Origin of the sequence: Limosilactobacillus frumenti DSM 13145 (assembly GCF_001436045.1) — a bacterium.
GTDB lineage: Bacteria > Bacillota > Bacilli > Lactobacillales > Lactobacillaceae > Limosilactobacillus > Limosilactobacillus frumenti.
In genome coordinates, this window is the sequence record NZ_AZER01000016.1 from 175,243 (window position 1) to 194,322 (window position 19,080).

Here is a 19,080-nt window from a genome sequence, read left to right on the forward strand (position 1 = left end):
TCAAGCCTCCGCATTTCATGTTTGCTTTCAGTAAATCATACTTACTATCGGTATGCGAGAATGTTGCTTACGATATGAGTACTAAATTTGCCATTATTTCAGTTCTATTTCACGATTAAATACCTTTGCAAACCCCAATATAATCAAAAATGGCTAAATCCGTCGGTATTAAGGATGTAGCCACTTAAATTTATTATTAAAAATGCGCCCCCGGGGAGTCGAACCCCGATCATGAGGACCGAAATCTCATGTGCTATCCATTACACTAAGGGCGCCTTATTACACTTATTATTGTAGTCCTTTTTGAGAGAATTGATAAATCTTTTTTATCAATTAATATGTATATATATTATGTAAACTAGCTCCACATTCAAATCATAATAGTGGCGTTATTTAGTGAGTAAAGTATAATAGAAAAGCGTTAATTACTATGATGAGAAGGACGTGACACAATGCTGAAAGCACCGCAACAGTTCATTGCGATTGACATTGATGGTACTTTATATGACGACCATGATCACTATAATATCCAGCGATTCAATCACGATCTCCAGGCATTAACTAATAAGAATATTCAGTTGATTGTTGCAACCGGTAATAGCTACGATGCTGTTCAGCATATTTTCCGGAATTCCCCTGATGTTGATACTTTCGTTGCGGAAAATGGTGGACGAATTATCGTTAATGGGCAAACCGTCATGGCAGCGGTTCATCAAAGGGCCATCCTTCAACAGTTACTGACCTTTATTAGTGACCATCAGCTGACCCCTGATTTGCTGTCCTTATCTGGGGCGACGGCCACGCATATTGCTGAACGGTTCCGTGACGTTCCGGTTCCATTCTATCCCCATCACAACTACTTTACTTCATTATCGGAAATCAATGAACCAATTTACAATCTTAATATCAATTGGTTCAAGCAGCGCCCAACACTTGATCGTGTACTCGCAGTTGCTGATAACATTAATAAATCGTTTGCTGGACAGGTCAAAGCAACTTATAGCGGTGCTTATGGTATTGATATCTTACCAGCGAATGTTAATAAGGCCCGAGGATTGAATCAACTAATTAGTCGTTTTTATCACCAATCGCTCCAGAATGTTACCGCGTTCGGTGACAGTAGTAATGATCTCGAGATGATTAAAGAGGTCGGTACCGGCGTCGCGATGCTCAATGCAACGGCTGACCTGAAACTAGTGGCACAACGCATTACTAAATTTGATAACAACCATGATGGCTTATTGCAAGAAATTGAAGATATGTATTTAAATTAAATATTATGTAAACTAGTTAATAAAGAAGGTGTTACTCACGAAGTTTTTACTCCGCTTATTAGTAAGTTGCGTCTTCATTGTTTCTGTATTAACACCAACTACTTTTGCTGATGATGATCTCCCAAGTCTCAATAATAGTAGTAGCTCGGCCTTCAGCTCAACGACCTCCTTCTCGCTCGATATTGATCACGATCAGAAACTACCACCACATCCCCTAGCCATACCCAATAACACACCAACTCCGAACGAGGGTTATCGTTGGGTCAATCAGCGTGTTTATATTTACATGGATACCGATAATCCCAAGATAAAAAAAGCATTTCGGACTGCTGTTAAAGCCTGGAATAAGCCGCAGATTGTTAAGTTAATTTGGACTGACCACCGTTCTAATGCCAATGTTATTGTTAATTCTGGTGATCTGTCTTCTTCTGCTTCCCAACCCAATGTGGGTTATGTTACTTCGCAACTGGGGTCCACGCAGACAAGTTACAATCCTGACTACCATACAATGATTAAGGCCACTTCGACATTAGATGCTAACCAGCTTGCATATGTTAATGATCAGTTTCGGGCACACGTTGCTGAACATGAACTTGGTCATGCGCTCGGATTGGCCCACGCGCCTGAATATGAACATAGTGTGATGGTTCCACGGAATATTCGGACTGGTATTACGAAGCAGGACATTAAAACTTTGCGGATGATGTACAGATAATAAATAGGACCACCGCAGCGCATAAACTACGGTGGTCTTATTTATTAATAAACGGATCCTGGGTAGAAGTTAAAGGTCGGTTTATTGAAGTCGAATTTGCTTAAATCTGATAGTTTGATAAAGTTATCGCCAATTCCCCAACTCATCAGGTTAATGGGTTGACCCCATAGGTTATCTGGAACAGCAATGAGGATATATTTACCGAGCGCCCGAGCCATCCCTAATTCTACGCCCATTCCAACATCTTCCTCGTGAGGTAAGTACACGGCCAATAAGGTATCGCTGGTTGAAACCCCAACCCGGTCACCATTATAAGTTGCCGTAGCCCATTCACGATCCTCAAGTAGTTCAGGGTGTTCATCTACCCGTAAGCCTTTATATTGATGGTCCAGTGGAATATATGAATTTTCAACGTCAACAGTAGGATTCTTCTTGATGGCTTCCATAGCTTCCTGGTAAGCAGCGTTTTGGTGCTCAGTGAACCAACCGGCGCAGAAATAAACAGTTTTTGTTTTTGTCATGCTGTTCCTCCTCAAAAATGATACTGTACCATTCTATCATGAATCATTCTTAGACAGGACAAATTATTAGTCTTTTTAGTCAGCTTTTAGTATTATAAAATCATTGATTTGCGCAGAAAGGAGCGATAATAAGTGATCAATTTACCACTGGGGATTGGACAAATCCATGCAATGCACGAGCTTTTTCGGTCGAATCCACGCTTGGCAATTATCGTGATGCTCTTGTTGATTGCGCTTGCGTTTTATTTAAATCGAAAACGGTAATGAAAAGGGATCGGTCATGCTAACTGGTCCCTTTTCTTATATTAAAAATGAACTCCTAATGCCATCCGAGCAAATCGGGACATTTTATCTGGTCCCCAAGCTGGTTCCCACACGACCTTAATCTCACACTTATTTATTCCATCAACTGCTTCAACGGCGGTCGTAATATCATGATTTAGGACGTCAGTAAGCGGACAACCCATCATTGTTAGGGTCATTGTGACCAGGCATTTGCCATCTGTATCAACATTAATGCCATAAATTAAACCGAGATTAACAAGGTCGATCCCTAATTCCGGGTCAATGACCTTCTGAAGAGCCGCCAATACTTGCTTCTCAATTGGTGATAAGTCTTGCTCAGTAATTTTTGTCATGAATGTACCCCCTACCCGATTGAGTCGGTCATTTCAAATGAAATCAGCCGGTTTAGTTCCACTGCGTATTCCATCGGTAGTTTCTTCGTAAATGGTTCCACAAAGCCCATGATGATCATTTCGGTAGCTTTTGCTTCGGAAATTCCCCGGCTCATTAAGTAGTACAGCTGCTCTTCAGATATTTTGGAAACTTTAGCTTCATGTTCCATGGCTACGTGTGCATTATCAATCTCGTTGTAAGGGATGGTGTCAGATGAAGACTGATCGTCCATGATAATGGTGTCACATTCCACGTGAGCCTTGGAGCCATCAGAATTTTTACTAAAACGCACAGTTCCGCGATAATCAGTCGAACCGCCAGTTCGCGCAATTGATTTGGAGACAATTGAACTGGATGTATTCTTAGCATTATGAATCATCCGCGCACCGGAATCCTGGTGAATTCCATTTGAGGCGACCGCAATTGACAACATTGTCCCTCGGGCACCCTCACCATTTAGATATACACTTGGGTATTTCATGGTGACCTTTGAACCAAGATTACCGTCCACCCACTCCATAGTGGCGTTTTCCGCGGCTGCGGCCCGCTTTGTTTCCAAACTATAAACGTTATCGGACCAGTTTTGAATCGTCGTGTAACGGCAATAGGCGTCTTTAGCAACGTTCACCTCGACTACTGCCGCATGGAGACTGTCAGATGAGTAGTTCGGTGCCGTGCAACCTTCCACGTAGTCGACACTGGCACCCTCATCGACAATAATGAGGGTTCGCTCAAACTGCCCTGAATTTTCCGCATTAAGACGGAAGTAAGCCTGCATGGGGGTCTTACACTTAACTCCTTTGGGAACATAAATGAAAGATCCACCCGACCACACAGCCCCGTTCAATGCAGCAAACTTATTATCCGCCGGCTTAACAAGTTTGCCAAACCATTTGCGAAAGAGTTCTGGATACTTTTGTAAGGCGGTATCGGTATCAGTAAAGATAATCCCCATCTTGGCAAACTGCTTTTTCATATTGTGATAAACCACTTCGGATTCATACTGAGCGGCTGACCCGGCCAAGTACTTCCGTTCCGCTTCTGGTACCCCGAGGCGCTCGAAGGTTTCTTTCAGGTCATCAGGGACATCGGCCCAGTCGCGATATTTCCGGTCGGTCATTTTCTGATAATACAACATGTTTTTCAGGTCAATTCCCGATAAGTCGGGGCCAAACTTTGGCATCGGCAGTTTCTTAAAGATGCGGTATGACTTAAGACGGTAGTCTAACATCCACCGGGGCTCATGTTTTTCTGCTGAAATTTTCCGCACTACATCTTCAGTTAACCCGCGACCCGTGGAGTACTTGGGCGTTACCTGGTCGTGGAAACCATATTCGTACTGGTCATTTGACTGAACAATCTTATTTGCTTCGTTGCTCACCTGTTTGGTCCTCCTTTGCCAAGGCACGTTCCAATGCCCACCATGAAATCGTTGCACATTTTATTCGTGCTGGAAACTGCATAATGTTGATTAACACCTGTGCATCCCCCAGTTTTTTCAAATCTTTTTGATAGTGGTATTTTCCAATTGCCATGTCCGAAAATGTTTTGGCCATCTGCTGAGCTTCCTGGGTAGATTTCCCCTTAACGGCTTCCGTCATCATACTAGCAGATGCCTGGCTAATTGAACACCCACTGCCAGTAAAGGCAATATCAGCAAGCCGGTTGTTTTTAACTTGAACTTGTAAGTTAATCGTATCACCACAAGTCGGATTGTGAACCGTCATTGTCGTAGTAGGATTTGTTAACTTATGCTTGTTACGGGGATGGTTAGCATGATCGAGAATCACTGCTTGATAAAGATTCCTTAACTTATCGAGTCCCATGCTTAAAGAACTCCTTTGTATCCTGAATTGCTGCCAAAAGCTGGTCAATATCTTGTTGATCATTATAAAATGCCAAACTAGCTCGAACAGTTGCTGGAACTCCTAAACGTTCCATCAGCGGCTGCGCACAGTGGTGACCAGCGCGAACAGCCACCCCATCCATATCGAGAGCAGTTGCTACGTCATGGGGATGAATCCCATCAATATTAAAAGCAATTACCCCTGTATGTTTGTCAGCATCGTGGGGTCCATATACCGTGACTCCAGGCATCTTAACAATTCTGGGTAGCAAGTCTTTAACCATTTCTTGTTCATGATGTTGGATTTTATCCATTCCGACCTGATTCAGGTAGTCAATCGCGGCTCCTAAGCCAATTGCCCCAGCAATATTTTGGGTTCCCGCTTCAAACCTAAATGGTGGTTCTGCCCAGGTGCTTTCTTGTTGGTGAACTTCCGCAATCATTTCGCCACCATATTGGTAAGGGGTCATTTTAGCTAAGAGGTTATGTCGCCCGTAAAGAACCCCAATTCCTGTTGGGCTGAGCATCTTATGACCAGAAAAGGCATAGAAATCTGCCCCTAATTCTTGAACATTGACTGGTAAATGAGCAACTGCTTGCGCCCCATCGACCACGATGACGGCATGATGCTGATGAGCAATTGCTGCCAACTGCTGAATTGGGTTGACCGTGCCTAGTACATTACTGATGTGGGTAACGGCCACAATCTTCGTTCGATCGGTAATCAACCGTGCAGCTTGATCCATCTTCAACTGACCATTTTCATCAATATCGATATATTTTAATTTTGCACCCTTTTGTTTGGCAAGCTGCTGCCAGGGAATCAAATTGCTATGGTGTTCCATTATGGTAATGACAATTTCATCCCCAGCATGAATAACCTGGTTACCATAAGTACTAGTAACTAAATTCAAACTGTCAGTGCAGCCTTTAGTAAAGATGATTTCGTCTGATCGTTGGGCATGGATGAATTGCTGAACCTTGCGTCGAGCTTCTTCATACCGACTAGTAGAGCGTTCTGCTAGGGTATGGACGCCACGGTGAACATTGGCATTATCGTGTTCATAGAAATGAGTGACTGTATCAATTACCGCTTGGGGCTTCTGACTGGTGGCCGCATTATCCAAATAAGCTAGCCGTTCATCATTCACCCGTTGTTTGAGAATTGGAAAGTCATCCCGCCAAGGATTACTCATTCTTTAGCTTCCTTTCTAGAATATTAATCATGTGCTGGCGAACATTCGCCGATGGGATGTTATCAAGCACGGGACCAAGGAACCCGCGAATTACCATTTGTTCAGCTAATTTCCGCGGAATTCCACGACTCATCAAATAATACATCTGATGAGGGTCAACCGGGCCAACACTGGCAGCATGTCCAGCTTCAACATCATTTTCGTCAATCAATAAAATTGGGTTAGCATCCCCGCGCGCCTGCTCCGACATAACAAGAACGCGATTTTGTTGGTCCGCTTGGGAACCATGGGCACCGTGAATGATCTGACCAATTCCGTTAAAGATTAATTCAGACTGGTCGTTGATCACGCCGCGTTGGTTAATTAAGCCTAGGGTATGTTTACCACGATTAGTAACCCGGTTATTGATTCCCACATGTTGTTGGTGACCAGTAACCCCAATCATATTAGAATGGGCCTGGCTGCCGTCACCAACCAATTCTGCATCAATATCGCCAACGGTGTTACAGTCATTCATCATGCCAACTGCCCAGTTGACCTCCGCATCTCGTTTGATCAGCGCGCGCCTGTTAAAGGTAACGGTGGAAGATACACCAATTTCATCAAGAGCGGAAAAATTCACATGACTGCCTGGTTCAGCAATGACCTCCACCATTGAATTGAGCGTGTTTACCTGTTTGCCGAGCGATGACCAGTGCTGGAGGATACTACAAGAGCTATTTTGCCCAGCAATAACTAACACATGTGAGTTTAAACCACCATCAATACGGTTATCCTGGATCAGGTTAAGTTCTAACGGGGCCTTGAGTTCCATATTACGAGGTACTTTAATTATCAAGCCGCTATTCATGTAGGCGTAATGAAAGGCCGTTAATTTACTTTCACTTGGTTTGATTACTTTAGCAAAATACTTTGTCATCGTTGTTGGGTCGTCATGCCATGCTTGAAACATGTCCATTACACGGACCCCTTTTGCCTGCCATTCTTCTGGAAAGGTATGATTGATCACCATCTGGCCGAGCAGTGTGAACTGTGTTGGTTGAATATTACTTGGTTTTGGTGGTAACCAAGATAAATCATTTTCTGTCGTTAACGGCCAATCTTGGTAAGAAAAGCGTTGCATGGTTGGTAGCTTAGTTTTAGCGATCAACTGAAATGCTTTTTGACGAATGTCCCAGAGGGCAGCTGGTTCATTATGAGCTTGACTGATTTGTTTTAATTCTTGCTCGTTCATGCTGTTCCTCCTATTGATCGTCATCAACTAATGGGATGTCGAGACCTAATTCATCCCGTAATCCTGTATATCCTTCCGCTTCCAATTTCTTGGCCAACTCTGGACCACCGTTCTTAACGATCCGGCCATCCATCATTACGTGGACGGTGTCTGGAACAATATAGTTCAATAAGCGTTGGTAGTGGGTAATGATTAATGCTCCAAAGTCCTTGCCACGCATCGAGTTGACCCCTTTGGAAACCACTTTAAGCGCATCGATATCTAACCCAGAGTCGATTTCATCCAGGATTGCAATCTTAGGTTCAATCATCAATAATTGAAGGATTTCGTTTCGCTTCTTTTCACCACCCGAAAAGCCTTCATTCAGGTAGCGCTCCGTCATTGATTCTTTCATGTCAAGCAATGAAAGGTTCCGGTCGAGCTTCTGGAGAAAATCCATGACGGAGATTTGATGATCCTGATCACGACGGGCATTAATGGCCACCCGCAAAAATTCAGCATTGGTTACGCCGGGGACTTCCGCTGGGTATTGCATTGCCAAAAATAAGCCCCGCCGTGCGCGTTCATCAACCGGCATATCCAGAATTGATTGACCGTCTAGTAAAATATCACCTTGGGTAACATGGTAGCCACTTTTTCCCATAATCGTTTCAGACAGGGTCGACTTACCAGTCCCATTTGGACCCATGATGGCGTGAATCTCGCCAGTCTGCATAGTAAGATTAACCCCTTTGAGGATTTCTTTAGTAGATTTACTTTCTTCGTCCTTTACTGAAACATGAAGATCCCGTACTTCTAGTTTTGCCATTTCAATCGACCCTTCGTTTAATTTCTGCTCTTTATTATACCGAAGTCCCGGCAAAAGCTAAAATAACCAGATTAATATTAAAACGGTGAATTAGGCCTCCACTATGACTTCATAGGCATCTAATTCACCGTATTCTTTTTATTTACTTTTTCTGTAAAGTGTCCGTTAATATTTGCTTAGCTGCTTCCGTAACTTTTAAATTATGAGCATCTGCATAGGCTTTCAGTTGTTGATAGGTGGCAAGGTCGTCAGCCCCCCGCCAGATAATGCCAGTCACCTGGCCAAATTCTTTTTTCATATTATTTATACCTCATTTCGCTGACCACAGGATTTGGGCAATTCCATTAAGAATGCGTTCCCGGTTATGAAGTTGGAAATGATTAGTATGGGGCACAACAACTTGATGGTAAGCCAACTGAGGATGGATTCGTACTAATGATTGTAACATTTCTGATTGAATCTTCGGCACTTCATCGTCGCTACCACCCATGATGTTGTAGAAAGCCACATCTTTGTTTGGTGCCCAGGCAGTCATTTGCCGTACTAATTCTTTAAAGTTCTTATCATGGGACTTTTTAAATAGCTCGGGGACAAATTTAACATGGACCCCAAAGCTTTCTTCCACTGGCACCCCTAAAAAAATTACCCTTTGCAGTTTAATCTGGTGCTGCAAAATCGGTGAACCAAAATAGGCATGCATGAATTCAGTCCCGCCATATGAATGAGCAATAACGTTCATCTTATTAATTCCATACCGGGCATGCAGGACTTGTAACACCTGATCGAGTTGGTGAACTTGGGGATGGTAGGAAGCATTATAATTCCAATTATAAAGCACCTGAATCAAGGCATTCTTCTGATCATGATAACTTCCCCTAGTACGGACCTGGCCACTGGGTGAAACCCAAACCGTCATTACTTTTTGGGCAATCTGTTTTTGTTGGTACGTTTGAACCAGCTTGTGGTAGGTCGTTGAATTGCCTCCCCATCCTGGTATCAGAATTGTTGGTGTACGAGTATAGCAAACGTTGGCCTGCTGGTCGGTACTATTAATATGATGATTAGGTAGTGGGCGTAACACGATAAACTGGGCCGCCATCAGCACAATGAAGAATGAGCCAATAATGCCGATCACCCATTTTGCAAATTTTTTCATCCCCCACACCTCGGTTACTACTGTTAATTGTCTTTCGGATAAGCTGTTAATCGTAATTGACCATGAATGTATTCGCCAAGAAAGACATCATTTACTGATACGAAACCACGTTGCTGGACCTGCTGGGTTAACCAGTTTTCATCATGGTGAATTAATTCCAAAACATCGTGATTAATAATACCATCTGCAATCAAAGGAAATTTGATGTTTTCCTCATCATTTTCAATTACTACTAACTGACCATTTTGTTCCAGAATACCACTTTTCACCCGGCTAAGTTCATATATCCCTCGTTCACGTAACTTAAACATAAGATCATTGGCAGACAACCCCATCTTTAAACAATTATCCACGAGCACATGGCCATTTTGTACCAGGACAACTGGTCGCCCATTAATGACATTACGAATCCAATGATTATGATTGGTTGCGAACCGAATTATAGCGACTATTATTGTCCAAATTACTAATACCATCAGAAACTGCAAGATCGTAATATCTTGGTTGTAAATGATTCCACCAATAATTCCCCCAAGGACATAATTCTGTAGTTGATCAAGGGCGTTGTTTGGCGCTAAATTACCTTTCCCCATGATGTTAATTTGGAGGATAAGACAAATCATTCCTAAAGCAAACTTGATAAAGATCAAATTATAATCCATATGGCATCCTCCTTATCGTTGTACATGCACTTGGTGGTTGACCACGTGAGCTCGTTCAAGGGTATAGTTATCACCATTGGGACTCATATTGACCCGGTAATCCTCCTTGTTAAAACGAACGATCACACCATCTGTAAGAGTAGTAGAATTCACCATCACCTGACTATTTTTCAAGTGGTGGTCCTTTGCTACTGCATGGATAAATGGAACCATTTGGCTACTCTGATTGGCGGTTGTGGCAGACTTTTCCATATTAGTGATCTGTAAACCGGTAAAAAAGAGTAAGATCAAAACAAAAATCATACTCAGGTCGCGGTAACGGATTTGCAGGCGGTGACGAGAATAAACCACCAACGTCACAATCAGCGCAATGAGCAATATCGCAATAACTGCGTAGTTAAACAATGAATTAAAATGTTGATGATTCACTAAATATGATTCGGTATAAAACGTCATTTGCTTGTCTCCCTCCTCGTTAATAAAAAGAGTGGGAATACAATCATTCTCACTCTTATTCTGTGTACAGTGCTGTCAACTAACCAAAGAGCCGGGCCCAGAAGCCCTTCTTCTTTGGCCTTGCTTTCTTTTCACTAGCGTCGTTATTTGAATCTTGAGGTGCATTTGTATCAGTCGCTTCCTCATATGGATTGTGTTCACCAATCCACCGGAAGAACTCCGCAGCTTTAATTTCGACGAACTTACCCCGTTTACCATTGATACCATCCACACATAGCTCAATTGGTAGTGCATTCCGGTACTTCTCAATGCTATCGGCAGTAAATCCATTGAAGGTATTTAACTTGGAAATATCAAACAATAAACTCTGGTCTGAGCTCCGGTACTTGAAGTCATCAGACTGCGTCAGGTACAACTTAGCCCACCGGTTCCGAGAGCTTTCCTTGAAGTCATCCACGACAGTCTCTGGGAAGTAAGAAGGTACGTCCATGTCAACCATTTCATAGTAATGCTTAAAGATTTGCCGGGTCATAGCGAGGAAGTCTAACCGCCCACTTTCCTGGTTGAAGGACCGCCAAGGAGTTTCGTCATCTTCCAGTAACTCGGCCATCCGCATGACAAAGTCCTTGAATAAGGTGTTGTTAAGGGTTTGCCGGACATTGTAAATGTACTTATTGGCGTCCCCCTTCTGTGATTCGTCAATGACCTTATCAATCTGCAAGTAGTAGGTCCGCCGAGCCGTTTCACGGAGCATGGTGAAGCCAGAATCGTAGTTGGTAGTTCCAATCAATGGTGCGATGGCGTGGGGATGGTTAACCAATTCGTTCATCGTATCAACTACCAGGTGCCGACTGTACTGATCTTGTTGGAAGAAGTATGGTTCAATTTCATCCATCAGTACCGGGTAAGATGATCCCAGCGACATGTAATGTTCCATTGCTTCGACCGTCTTGGCCTTCTTTTGTGGCGTTTGCGATGGGTAAATGGTCCCGAAGTCAATTAAGGAGCGGTCAGTATTCCAAGTTAATTGGTTAATGATTCGAAGTAACGTTGACTTACCTGAACCCGCAGTTGCTCCTAAAATCAGGAAGTTTGGCACATCGTTACCGTCTTCAGGGTTCAAACTAGCTTTAGAACGAATTTCCCACAAAAATGGCGCAGTAAAGGCATAGAGGATTGCTTCATAGAATCGTTTACCGTAGTTATCATCGTAATCAACGACGTACTGCTGGTAGCCCTTCATAACCGCTGCAATGCTCTTTAGGCCATCACGAATCTGGCTAATAGTGGCAATCTTACCAAACGGAATTGGGTGCGTCCCAGTATCGTTTGGCACAAACAAGCCACTCGCATGGTTGGCCAGGTTCCTTTCCATTGGGCGATCGTATAAGAAGGTCGTGTACTTCTTTTCGGCATCACGTTGCTGTGGCGACATACCTGATACCAGTGCTTCATGAACCTCTTTAGCAATCTTTTCCCGGGTCTTTAGTTTTGGCTTGGCTGCTCGTGGCGATACAGACTCTTTTTGAAGATTGTAGATGGTGTCATGCTGCTTAACTGCGCGGGCAATGTTTTCTTTGTCCTGTGTGCGGTTAGTCGTCACATCTCGCATGGCCTTAGTGATCATTTCTGGTAAGATATCATGATCGATGTCTTGCTGAACATCGTGCTTAATAATGTCTGTGACATCTTGTTCAGCGATCCTATCAGTTTGTTCGTTATCCAGAATGACTAGTGCAGAACCAGTACCATCTTCACTATCCTTTTTGCTTTCTTCAATTTGTTGCTGAGCAGCCTTTAACAAATTGGTCGAGAAAAAAGACCGTAATACTGGTTGGAGGTCCTTCTTGAAGTGGTCAGCCAGATTATTAAACAACATCCGGTCATTATCAAAGACCAGAACTTCTTCGTATTGATTGTGTTGTTTGTCAAACGAGTGTTCATCAAGGTTAACAGAACCAAGAATAACTCGACAGTCATCATTATCAGAATTGGACAACAAGTAAAAGCGAGAATGGATCACCTGAGTTGGTGCCACTTCAATCTTAAACAGACTGTCGAGAACGTTGCTTTGATTCTGTGAGCTTAAAGCTGAAAATAGCTTGGCTGGTTTCTTGTTAGCTGCAGCCAATAACGAATTTGCTAAAGCAACTTTAGTGACCATTTCGTTACTTGAGTATTGGTGGTCAGTCTCGTTCTGACTAATGGCAATTTCCACTTTCAGAAACTTACTCAAATACTGGTTAATAAAGTCAGCAGTAACGTTCCCCGTTACAGCCAGTAACTGGTTAAATTTACGAGGATCAAATAGCTGGTGTATCTTCAATGGCGGAGTGTCCTGACCATCGAAGGCAATATGAATCTTATTAATACTTGATGATTTTGCCATCTTTCGTTAATCCTTCTCTATCAATAAACATATTATATTTATTTTCGTTTATTTAACGCTATTTTGCAAGTCTGCCTCAGTTGGGTAACTTTATGAATTATTAATATCTTCCACCCAGAATATTCAAGTTTGTTTCTTACAATTGAAATCATCAAATAAATAATTGCAACACCACAGATAGGAGGACAATTATGACTAGCAACATTAAACAACGCACAATTACTCTACTGGCCGTAACCACCCTCACTACCAGTGCATTGGGCGGTATCGCAATCAATCACGAAAGTGCCAGTGCAGCAACTGCCAGCACAAAGCAAATTAAGATTGATGAAAATACAGCAGTGAAGAAATTTAAGCAAAAATTCAAGGACAGCAAGGTTAACGAAATCCAGCTAGAAAGCAACCGCGGGCAATATCAATATGAAGTGTCTGGGTTTGATGGTAATAAAGAATACACCGCTGACGTCAATGCAAAGACAGGTAAAGTTACTAAAACCGAGACTGAACGTCTTGATCAGGACGAACAAAAATCAAATGATTTGGACCTTAGCCAATTAATTTCTCGCAAACAAGCTACTAAGATTGCCGAGAAACAAGTTAAGGGTAGCCATGCTAAAGAATGGGTTCTGGAGAATGAGGATGGTACGCCCACTTGGAAGGTTACTGTTCATAAAGATGGTCAATCGACCGATGTAAAAATTAATGCCCAGAATAAACAAGTATTGCAGGCTGAAAAAGACAGTTAAATGGGTTCTTGCAATCGATCACAAGGAGAAATTTGGGAACGTTTATCTCATTGACATATCCTAAGTTTTCTCCCTTTGATTCTGTTATTTCATCAAATAAACAATAAATCCCCATAGGAATCACACGACTTCTATGGGGATTTGATTTCTTCAATGTTGTATCACATAAAAATATTACGTATTTATGCTAAACGAGAAAACCGTAATAAAAAGTAATGCAACTACCCATTTATGTAGTTCAATCAAAACAAATCTAAGTGACACTTTTTAATAAAACTTTCAATGTCATGGTATTCGGGTCATCGTTGCTTGACCGCCCCATTGGTATAGTTGATATCAATGTTTCTCTGGACATTCGGCACGAACACATTAAATTTCAATGACCCATCCTTTGATAATGCCTCAATGTGCGCTCCTGAAGGCACTAAATTGTCACCATCATAGATATCAGTCACTCGGTAACGTACCTGATGATTCTGGTCTAATGCCCGCCGCACGAGCCCTTCATAATAGTTTTGCCCAGTCGACATCGAGCTCCGGGCTTCGTTAGCCCAAGCGGTCTGCGTAGCAATATTTGCTGGATTTGATTCCGAAGCATCAAATTCGCGGATTCCGCCAACTAATGCATAGCCAAGCAAGTGACCACGATCATAAGCATGCGAATAGCCACCCGTTAAATGGCTTGCTTGTAAGAATCCTGCTGGTCGCCATTCAGAAGCCCCGTTACCAGTCTGCATCCGGTTCCGGTATTGGCGAGTGGTCTTATTTAACCAACTATCACCACGCCAAGCACGTCCTTGATTGTCAACCTGGTTGACAGCGTACGGCGCACTATTAATTTTGGCATTTAAATGCGGCTGATTATCATCAATGATGAATGCGCCACTGCCGTTCCATTCAAACTGCTTGCCGACCTGTTTCTTAACTGCTGAAGTCAGGACCGCTTCGGCTTGCTCCTTCGTTGGTGGCAAATTATGGTGAGATGGACGCGCGTACCCACCCCAAGCAACCAACCTTTGAATTTTATTCTGAAAAGCCGCGTAGCTATTTGTTGGTTTAACTGTTACAAAAGCGACTGAAGCAATAGCTAATATTGCTAGTAATAAGTGACGAATTGGATGTTTCTTCAAAGTACTTTTCTCCTCGTAAATTTAATACACACTCATTATTTTATCTTATGAACATATGTTTGCATAGTCCTAAAATAAAAGCTCCGCATATTACTGCGAAGCTTTTAACTTTTAAGCTTTCTCGACCTGGCGTTTAGTGTGAAGCTTAAAGATAATTGACATTATGATCAAAAAGATTGCGCCGACTGAAACAGAAACCCGCGTATCTGGGTTAAAGAACATAAAGAGTAAAATCACTGACAGAGCAATCAAACTGAAGTAGTTGTAGAACGGATAAATAGGCATTTTGAATGGGTGATCGACCAATTGATCAGGATTGTTCTTCCGGAAGTTCAATTCTGAAAGCAGGATGACAAACCATGGTACCATCCCTGGTAAAACACTGGAACTATATACGATCACGAAGATATTACCGGCCTTAGCATTGAAAATCGCCAATAATTCGTTGACTGCAAAACCAACAAAGATCCAGAAAGAAATTGTCAAGATCGCCACATTTGGCACAATCCGTTTAGAAAGCTTGCTGAAGAACTTTGGCACTTCACCATCGACCGATAGCTTGAACAGCATCCGACTGGCACTGTAGATACCAGAGTTGGCACCAGAAAGGGCGGCCGTCAAGACAACAAAATTGATAATCCCGGCGGCACCGGTAATGCCGACCTTAGTAAAGGTTTCAACGAATGGTGAACCAACGGCCTTTAATTGGTTCCATGGGTAAATGGAAACAATTACGAAGATCGCACCAATGTAGAAGATCAAAATCCGCCAAATAACGGACTTAACAGATTTAACAATCGCGTGCCGTGGTGATTCAGCTTCACCCGCCGTGATCCCTAACAATTCGATTCCTTGGTAAGAACCGGCAATCACTGACAGTGAGAACATGAAGCCCATAAAACCACCAGTAAAGAATCCCCCATGAGACCACAAGTTTGAGATCCCCACTGGTTGCCAATGGTTACCAAGACCAAGCACGATAACCATCAAACCAATAATAATCATGACGATGATCGTAACTACCTTAATCATGGCAAACCAGAATTCCAATCGACCATAAGACTTAGCTGATGCCAAGTTCGCTAACGTCAAGATAATGATCATGATCGTTCCTGAAATCCAATCGGGAAGATTTGGCCACCAGTAGTTTAGATATTGAGACATGGCAATGATGTCGGAAATACCAACAATGATGAACTGGAACACGTTACTCCACTTGGTCAGATACCCAGCAACTGGGTGAATGTACTTGGAACCGTAGTCCGCAAATGAACCAGTCCCTGGACTAATGTAAATCAATTCACCTAATGCTCTCATAACACCGTACAGGACTAGCCCAACGAAGGCGTATGCCAGTAATACTGAAGGCCCCGTCCACTTGATAGTGGAAGTTGCCCCCATGAACAAACCACTACCGATCGTTCCACCGATCGCAATCATTTCCATCTGGCCAGGCGTCATCGTCCGATTTAACTTTACTCGTTTATCACTCATAAGCATTCTCCATCCTTTAACTAAAAAAGCTACCCAAAAAGTCCCATCAACCAAATCTGTTAACTGAATTGGTTGAGTAACTTCTGAGTAGCTGTTGCTATCTAATTTTGAAGTATATTAAAGGTACTCAACCACGTTGCTTGTTGTTGTGGTTGAGGTGGAGGTTACTTGAATGATTGATTGTTGATTTGACATAATTAATTTCCTCCATTCCTTGATGCTGAAATTAGAATACTATGAGAAAATTAAAAATGCAAGGACTTTTTAAAATAAATGCAAAAATAATTGAATTATTTGGAACGACGTTGATAGTAAGCCTTAATCCATCGTCCAGCGAGGAATCCGGCTAGTAACGTTAACAGCATTCCCACCAATGTTGTTCGGTTATCGGTCTCGTTACTGGTCTGTGGCAGCTTTTCCTGTTCTAACGAGCGTCGTAACGCTTGGTCCTGCGTAAATAAATTGGCAAGTGACGGATCAATTTCTTCATTGTTTCTTTCCAATCTAGAATAATCAGCACTCACTTTTGGACTATCAACTTTTGCAAGTTCTGGCTTCGCATCTTTGTTTATGGGAACGGTTACGAGGTCATCAGTTGGTGTTCCCTGGTTATATGCGTGATATTTAGTGTTGATAGTGTTATGTGGCATTGGCCCAGAATTTTTCCCTCCTTTCTCACCTGCTGAATTGGCTGTGATTGCTTGATTTTCCGTTTGTTGAGCTGTTGAAATCATAATTGGTTGCTTAATAGTCGTTTGTGTATCGATGTCTACTTGTGTCGGATGTTCTGTCTGCATGCCGCTTGATTTACTGGTGATATGTTCGTTAGTTTGAACTTCTTCATCCTTGCTGGTTAGAATCGGCTTTGTTTGTGTGCCAATTGCCATGTTATCTGTAGTTGGTTCTGTTTGGACACTCAAATCAGCGACTGTCACTTCATCGGTCTGTGAATTGGTTTTACTTAAAGACATATGATCAGTTTGTGTCCCAGTGGTCTCGTTTTCTGGTTTCATATCAGTTTGGACACTAGAATTGCTGATGGCCGTTTCATTGGTTTGTGTATCTGTAGTCACTAATGGTTGCAAATCGGTTTGAGTAACACTGTTCTCATTCTCCGGCTTCATATCCACTTGTGCACCGGAGTCAGTAACAATAGTTTCATCCGTCTGTGCATCAGTGGTACTTGTGGCCAAACGATCAGTTTGCGATCCCGTTGTGTCTTGTGTAGGATTATTAGTTTGTGAACTGGTATCAGTTAAAGGGGTTGCCTCCGTCTGTGAATCAACTGTGACTCCAGTTACCGGAACAGTTTCAACTGCATTATCCTGGACTGTGACGTCACTTGTTTGCGTGGTCGCAGTCTGCAGGCTGTCGTTACTGGTCTTTTCTTCGTCAGTTTGGACACCAGTTGCTGTAAACACGTGCTTATCCGTTTGAGTAGCGCTGCTGCTATCCTGTTTCTTTTGGACGATTTTCTCACCAGTAACTTCCGGCTGGGTGCCGACTGTACTAGAACTCTTTTCAGCTGTTTGTGCGCTATTACTGGTTTGCAGGAATGAAATGTTATCTGTCTGATTACCAGCTTCATTTGTAACAACATCATCGGTTTGGGAATAAGTTGCTTCGTTTTTAGACTTCACGTCTTGATGCACTTCATCTTTTGGTGCTTCATGAGAATCCTCAGTGGTCGTTGTTGATTCACCTTCATTTGGCGTATAAGAAACAATGACGTCCTGAATTCCTTTATCAAAGTCATTCATTGTCAATTGCTGGGCTGGGACTTTCTTTACCGACGAAGAATGGCCATCGACTTGTGGGGCATCAACGACTGAAAATGAATCGATTTGCCAGGGTGAAACTTGCCGATACATCCCATTAGCTGAGGTAGTTACCATTCTTTTAGCGTAAGCCTCTTGGATCACCTCTTTGTCGCCTGATGGCAGTTTAAAGACTACTCGACGTGTTACACGTTTAGTCTCAATCTTGTCGTGAACATCATCTGCACTCTTCTTTACTGGCAAATAGATGTTTTGCGCATTCTTCGTAATGTAGATCTTATCAGGATGATTACACATGTATTCATATCCAGTTGGTGCGGGTGGGAAGTCAAGCCACTCACCTAATTTACTTTTAACTACCGTCTCAATCTTCTTGTCTCCGTCAGCATCTTCAGCGATTACATGTAAAAACCCTTGGTTATGCGGCGAAACATTGCTTAAATCCACCGACCGATATTTGATTGTGACATCTGAAATTGTTTCACCGGGGGACACCACCAGCGGCTTGACCGCAGTCTGAAGTGGTGAGTAATTATCATATTGGACTGGAAAAAACGGTGGCAGAAAATTACTGTTCAGTGGCTGCCACTGATCACCTTGTTTAACAAAATGAACCGTTTGTAACTGAACTTGTGGTTGCTTAAAGTGTGGATCTACCACAATAATCTTGCGGGTGACTGTTTGTATTTCCTTTTTTGCCGCCATGCTTGTTCTGACATTTTCTTGGTCCCTGATTGATGCCTGAATTGGCGTTACTAAACAGTTACTGCCAACTGCTAACGTCATTAGGACCGTGGCAGACGTAATTCCTAATTGTGACCTAATTTTGCTAACTCGTTTGGACATAAAAAAACTCCTTCGCTATTTTGTGGGTCTACTACATAAAAAACGAAGAAGTTAGGTCTTTTGCACTTTTTGTTACAAAGAAAATTAAAATACAATGTATTTGTTGACATGCTCGTCATTATCTGTGAAAATATACTTACAGATCAAGTCC

The 19,080-nt window shown here is 42.5% G+C and carries 18 protein-coding genes and 1 tRNA gene; 3 read left to right on the top strand and 16 right to left on the bottom strand.

The window, feature by feature from the left end; translation table 11 throughout:
- Nucleotides 1-203 precede the first annotated feature (203 nt).
- Nucleotides 204-275: transfer RNA gene (locus FD27_RS05440), tRNA-Arg, on the bottom strand.
- A gap of 177 nt (nt 276-452) precedes the next feature.
- On the opposite strand from FD27_RS05440, the gene FD27_RS05445 reads away from it, so the two are divergent.
- Both FD27_RS05445 and FD27_RS08905 read left to right on the top strand, forming a co-directional pair.
- Nucleotides 453-1,274: an HAD-IIB family hydrolase gene (locus tag FD27_RS05445; protein ID WP_057750699.1), complete on the top strand. Its 822-nt coding sequence runs from the start codon at nt 453-455 to the stop codon at nt 1,272-1,274.
- 28 nt (nt 1,275-1,302) lie between these two features.
- The gene (locus FD27_RS08905; protein ID WP_057750702.1) at nt 1,303-1,989 is read left to right on the top strand and encodes a matrixin family metalloprotease; all 687 of its coding nucleotides are present in this window, start codon (nt 1,303-1,305) and stop codon (nt 1,987-1,989) included.
- Between the two features lie 44 nt (nt 1,990-2,033).
- Here FD27_RS08905 and FD27_RS05455 read toward each other — a convergent pair whose 3' ends face one another.
- The 12 genes from FD27_RS05455 to FD27_RS05505 all read right to left on the bottom strand — a co-directional run bounded on the left by FD27_RS05455 (nt 2,034) and on the right by FD27_RS05505 (nt 12,935).
- Nucleotides 2,034-2,510: a nucleoside 2-deoxyribosyltransferase gene (locus FD27_RS05455; protein WP_057750705.1), complete on the bottom strand. Its 477-nt coding sequence runs from the start codon at nt 2,508-2,510 to the stop codon at nt 2,034-2,036.
- Between the two features lie 305 nt (nt 2,511-2,815).
- Nucleotides 2,816-3,148: a metal-sulfur cluster assembly factor gene (locus FD27_RS05460; protein ID WP_057750707.1), complete on the bottom strand. Its 333-nt coding sequence runs from the start codon at nt 3,146-3,148 to the stop codon at nt 2,816-2,818.
- 11 nt (nt 3,149-3,159) lie between these two features.
- Nucleotides 3,160-4,569 carry a Fe-S cluster assembly protein SufB gene (gene sufB / locus FD27_RS05465; RefSeq protein WP_057750709.1) on the bottom strand — a complete coding sequence of 470 codons (1,410 nt, stop codon included), beginning with the start codon at nt 4,567-4,569 and terminating at the stop codon, nt 3,160-3,162.
- The gene (sufU, locus tag FD27_RS05470) at nt 4,550-5,014 is read right to left on the bottom strand and encodes a Fe-S cluster assembly sulfur transfer protein SufU (protein ID WP_057750712.1); all 465 of its coding nucleotides are present in this window, start codon (nt 5,012-5,014) and stop codon (nt 4,550-4,552) included. The genes sufB and sufU overlap by 20 nt, the downstream gene beginning before the upstream one ends.
- Nucleotides 5,001-6,230, bottom strand: a complete 1,230-nt coding sequence (locus FD27_RS05475) for a cysteine desulfurase (protein WP_057750716.1) — start codon at nt 6,228-6,230, stop codon at nt 5,001-5,003. Before FD27_RS05475 ends, sufU begins: the two co-directional genes overlap by 14 nt.
- Complete coding sequence (gene sufD, locus FD27_RS05480) at nt 6,223-7,464, bottom strand: Fe-S cluster assembly protein SufD (protein WP_057750719.1); 1,242 nt, start codon at nt 7,462-7,464, stop codon at nt 6,223-6,225. Before sufD ends, FD27_RS05475 begins: the two co-directional genes overlap by 8 nt.
- Before the next feature lie 10 nt (nt 7,465-7,474).
- On the bottom strand, nt 7,475-8,272 hold the full coding sequence (gene sufC, locus FD27_RS05485; RefSeq protein WP_057750722.1) for a Fe-S cluster assembly ATPase SufC: 798 nt from the start codon (nt 8,270-8,272) through the stop codon (nt 7,475-7,477).
- Between the two features lie 142 nt (nt 8,273-8,414).
- A complete protein-coding gene (locus FD27_RS08785) occupies nt 8,415-8,570 on the bottom strand; it encodes a hypothetical protein (RefSeq protein ID WP_164477191.1) in 156 nt (51 codons plus the stop codon).
- 12 nt (nt 8,571-8,582) lie between these two features.
- Nucleotides 8,583-9,428, bottom strand: a complete 846-nt coding sequence (locus FD27_RS05490) for an alpha/beta hydrolase (RefSeq protein WP_057750725.1) — start codon at nt 9,426-9,428, stop codon at nt 8,583-8,585.
- 23 nt (nt 9,429-9,451) lie between these two features.
- Nucleotides 9,452-10,090, bottom strand: coding sequence for a DUF421 domain-containing protein (locus FD27_RS05495; RefSeq protein WP_057750728.1), 639 nt, complete (start codon nt 10,088-10,090; stop codon nt 9,452-9,454).
- A 12-nt stretch (nt 10,091-10,102) separates the two neighbouring features.
- Nucleotides 10,103-10,546, bottom strand: coding sequence for a DUF3290 domain-containing protein (locus FD27_RS05500; RefSeq protein ID WP_057750731.1), 444 nt, complete (start codon nt 10,544-10,546; stop codon nt 10,103-10,105).
- 79 nt (nt 10,547-10,625) lie between these two features.
- Nucleotides 10,626-12,935, bottom strand: a complete 2,310-nt coding sequence (locus FD27_RS05505) for a hypothetical protein (protein WP_057750734.1) — start codon at nt 12,933-12,935, stop codon at nt 10,626-10,628.
- Between the two features lie 191 nt (nt 12,936-13,126).
- Here FD27_RS05505 and FD27_RS05510 point away from each other — a divergent pair, with 191 nt between their 5' ends.
- Nucleotides 13,127-13,681, top strand: a complete 555-nt coding sequence (locus tag FD27_RS05510) for a PepSY domain-containing protein (protein WP_057750737.1) — start codon at nt 13,127-13,129, stop codon at nt 13,679-13,681.
- Between the two features lie 299 nt (nt 13,682-13,980).
- Here the strand turns inward: FD27_RS05510 and FD27_RS05515 are convergent, their stop codons facing one another.
- The 3 genes from FD27_RS05515 to FD27_RS05525 all read right to left on the bottom strand — a co-directional run bounded on the left by FD27_RS05515 (nt 13,981) and on the right by FD27_RS05525 (nt 18,929).
- Entirely contained in the window at nt 13,981-14,766 is a 786-nt protein-coding gene (locus tag FD27_RS05515) for a DNA/RNA non-specific endonuclease (protein ID WP_413230740.1), read from the bottom strand.
- Nucleotides 14,767-14,922: 156 nt separating this feature from the next.
- On the bottom strand, nt 14,923-16,305 hold the full coding sequence (locus FD27_RS05520) for an amino acid permease (protein ID WP_413230739.1): 1,383 nt from the start codon (nt 16,303-16,305) through the stop codon (nt 14,923-14,925).
- Between the two features lie 290 nt (nt 16,306-16,595).
- Nucleotides 16,596-18,929 carry a hypothetical protein gene (locus FD27_RS05525; protein ID WP_057750742.1) on the bottom strand — a complete coding sequence of 778 codons (2,334 nt, stop codon included), beginning with the start codon at nt 18,927-18,929 and terminating at the stop codon, nt 16,596-16,598.
- Between the last annotated feature and the right edge of the window lie 151 nt (nt 18,930-19,080).

What these genes read in the sequence shown, in the direction of transcription:
- FD27_RS05520 (WP_413230739.1), bottom strand. Translation starts at nt 16,305, where the DNA reads ATGAGTGATAAACGAGTAAAGTTAAATCGGACGATGACGCCTGGCCAG.
- sufD (WP_057750719.1), bottom strand. Translation starts at nt 7,464, where the DNA reads ATGAACGAGCAAGAATTAAAACAAATCAGTCAAGCTCATAATGAACCA.
- sufC (WP_057750722.1), bottom strand. Translation starts at nt 8,272, where the DNA reads ATGGCAAAACTAGAAGTACGGGATCTTCATGTTTCAGTAAAGGACGAA.
- FD27_RS05500 (WP_057750731.1), bottom strand. Translation starts at nt 10,546, where the DNA reads ATGACGTTTTATACCGAATCATATTTAGTGAATCATCAACATTTTAAT.
- sufU (WP_057750712.1), bottom strand. Translation starts at nt 5,014, where the DNA reads ATGGGACTCGATAAGTTAAGGAATCTTTATCAAGCAGTGATTCTCGAT.
- FD27_RS05510 (WP_057750737.1), top strand. Translation starts at nt 13,127, where the DNA reads ATGACTAGCAACATTAAACAACGCACAATTACTCTACTGGCCGTAACC.
- FD27_RS05495 (WP_057750728.1), bottom strand. Translation starts at nt 10,090, where the DNA reads ATGGATTATAATTTGATCTTTATCAAGTTTGCTTTAGGAATGATTTGT.
- FD27_RS05455 (WP_057750705.1), bottom strand. Translation starts at nt 2,510, where the DNA reads ATGACAAAAACAAAAACTGTTTATTTCTGCGCCGGTTGGTTCACTGAG.
- FD27_RS05525 (WP_057750742.1), bottom strand. Translation starts at nt 18,929, where the DNA reads ATGTCCAAACGAGTTAGCAAAATTAGGTCACAATTAGGAATTACGTCT.
- FD27_RS05490 (WP_057750725.1), bottom strand. Translation starts at nt 9,428, where the DNA reads ATGAAAAAATTTGCAAAATGGGTGATCGGCATTATTGGCTCATTCTTC.
- FD27_RS05445 (WP_057750699.1), top strand. Translation starts at nt 453, where the DNA reads ATGCTGAAAGCACCGCAACAGTTCATTGCGATTGACATTGATGGTACT.
- FD27_RS05475 (WP_057750716.1), bottom strand. Translation starts at nt 6,230, where the DNA reads ATGAGTAATCCTTGGCGGGATGACTTTCCAATTCTCAAACAACGGGTG.
- FD27_RS08785 (WP_164477191.1), bottom strand. Translation starts at nt 8,570, where the DNA reads ATGAAAAAAGAATTTGGCCAGGTGACTGGCATTATCTGGCGGGGGGCT.
- FD27_RS05460 (WP_057750707.1), bottom strand. Translation starts at nt 3,148, where the DNA reads ATGACAAAAATTACTGAGCAAGACTTATCACCAATTGAGAAGCAAGTA.
- FD27_RS05505 (WP_057750734.1), bottom strand. Translation starts at nt 12,935, where the DNA reads ATGGCAAAATCATCAAGTATTAATAAGATTCATATTGCCTTCGATGGT.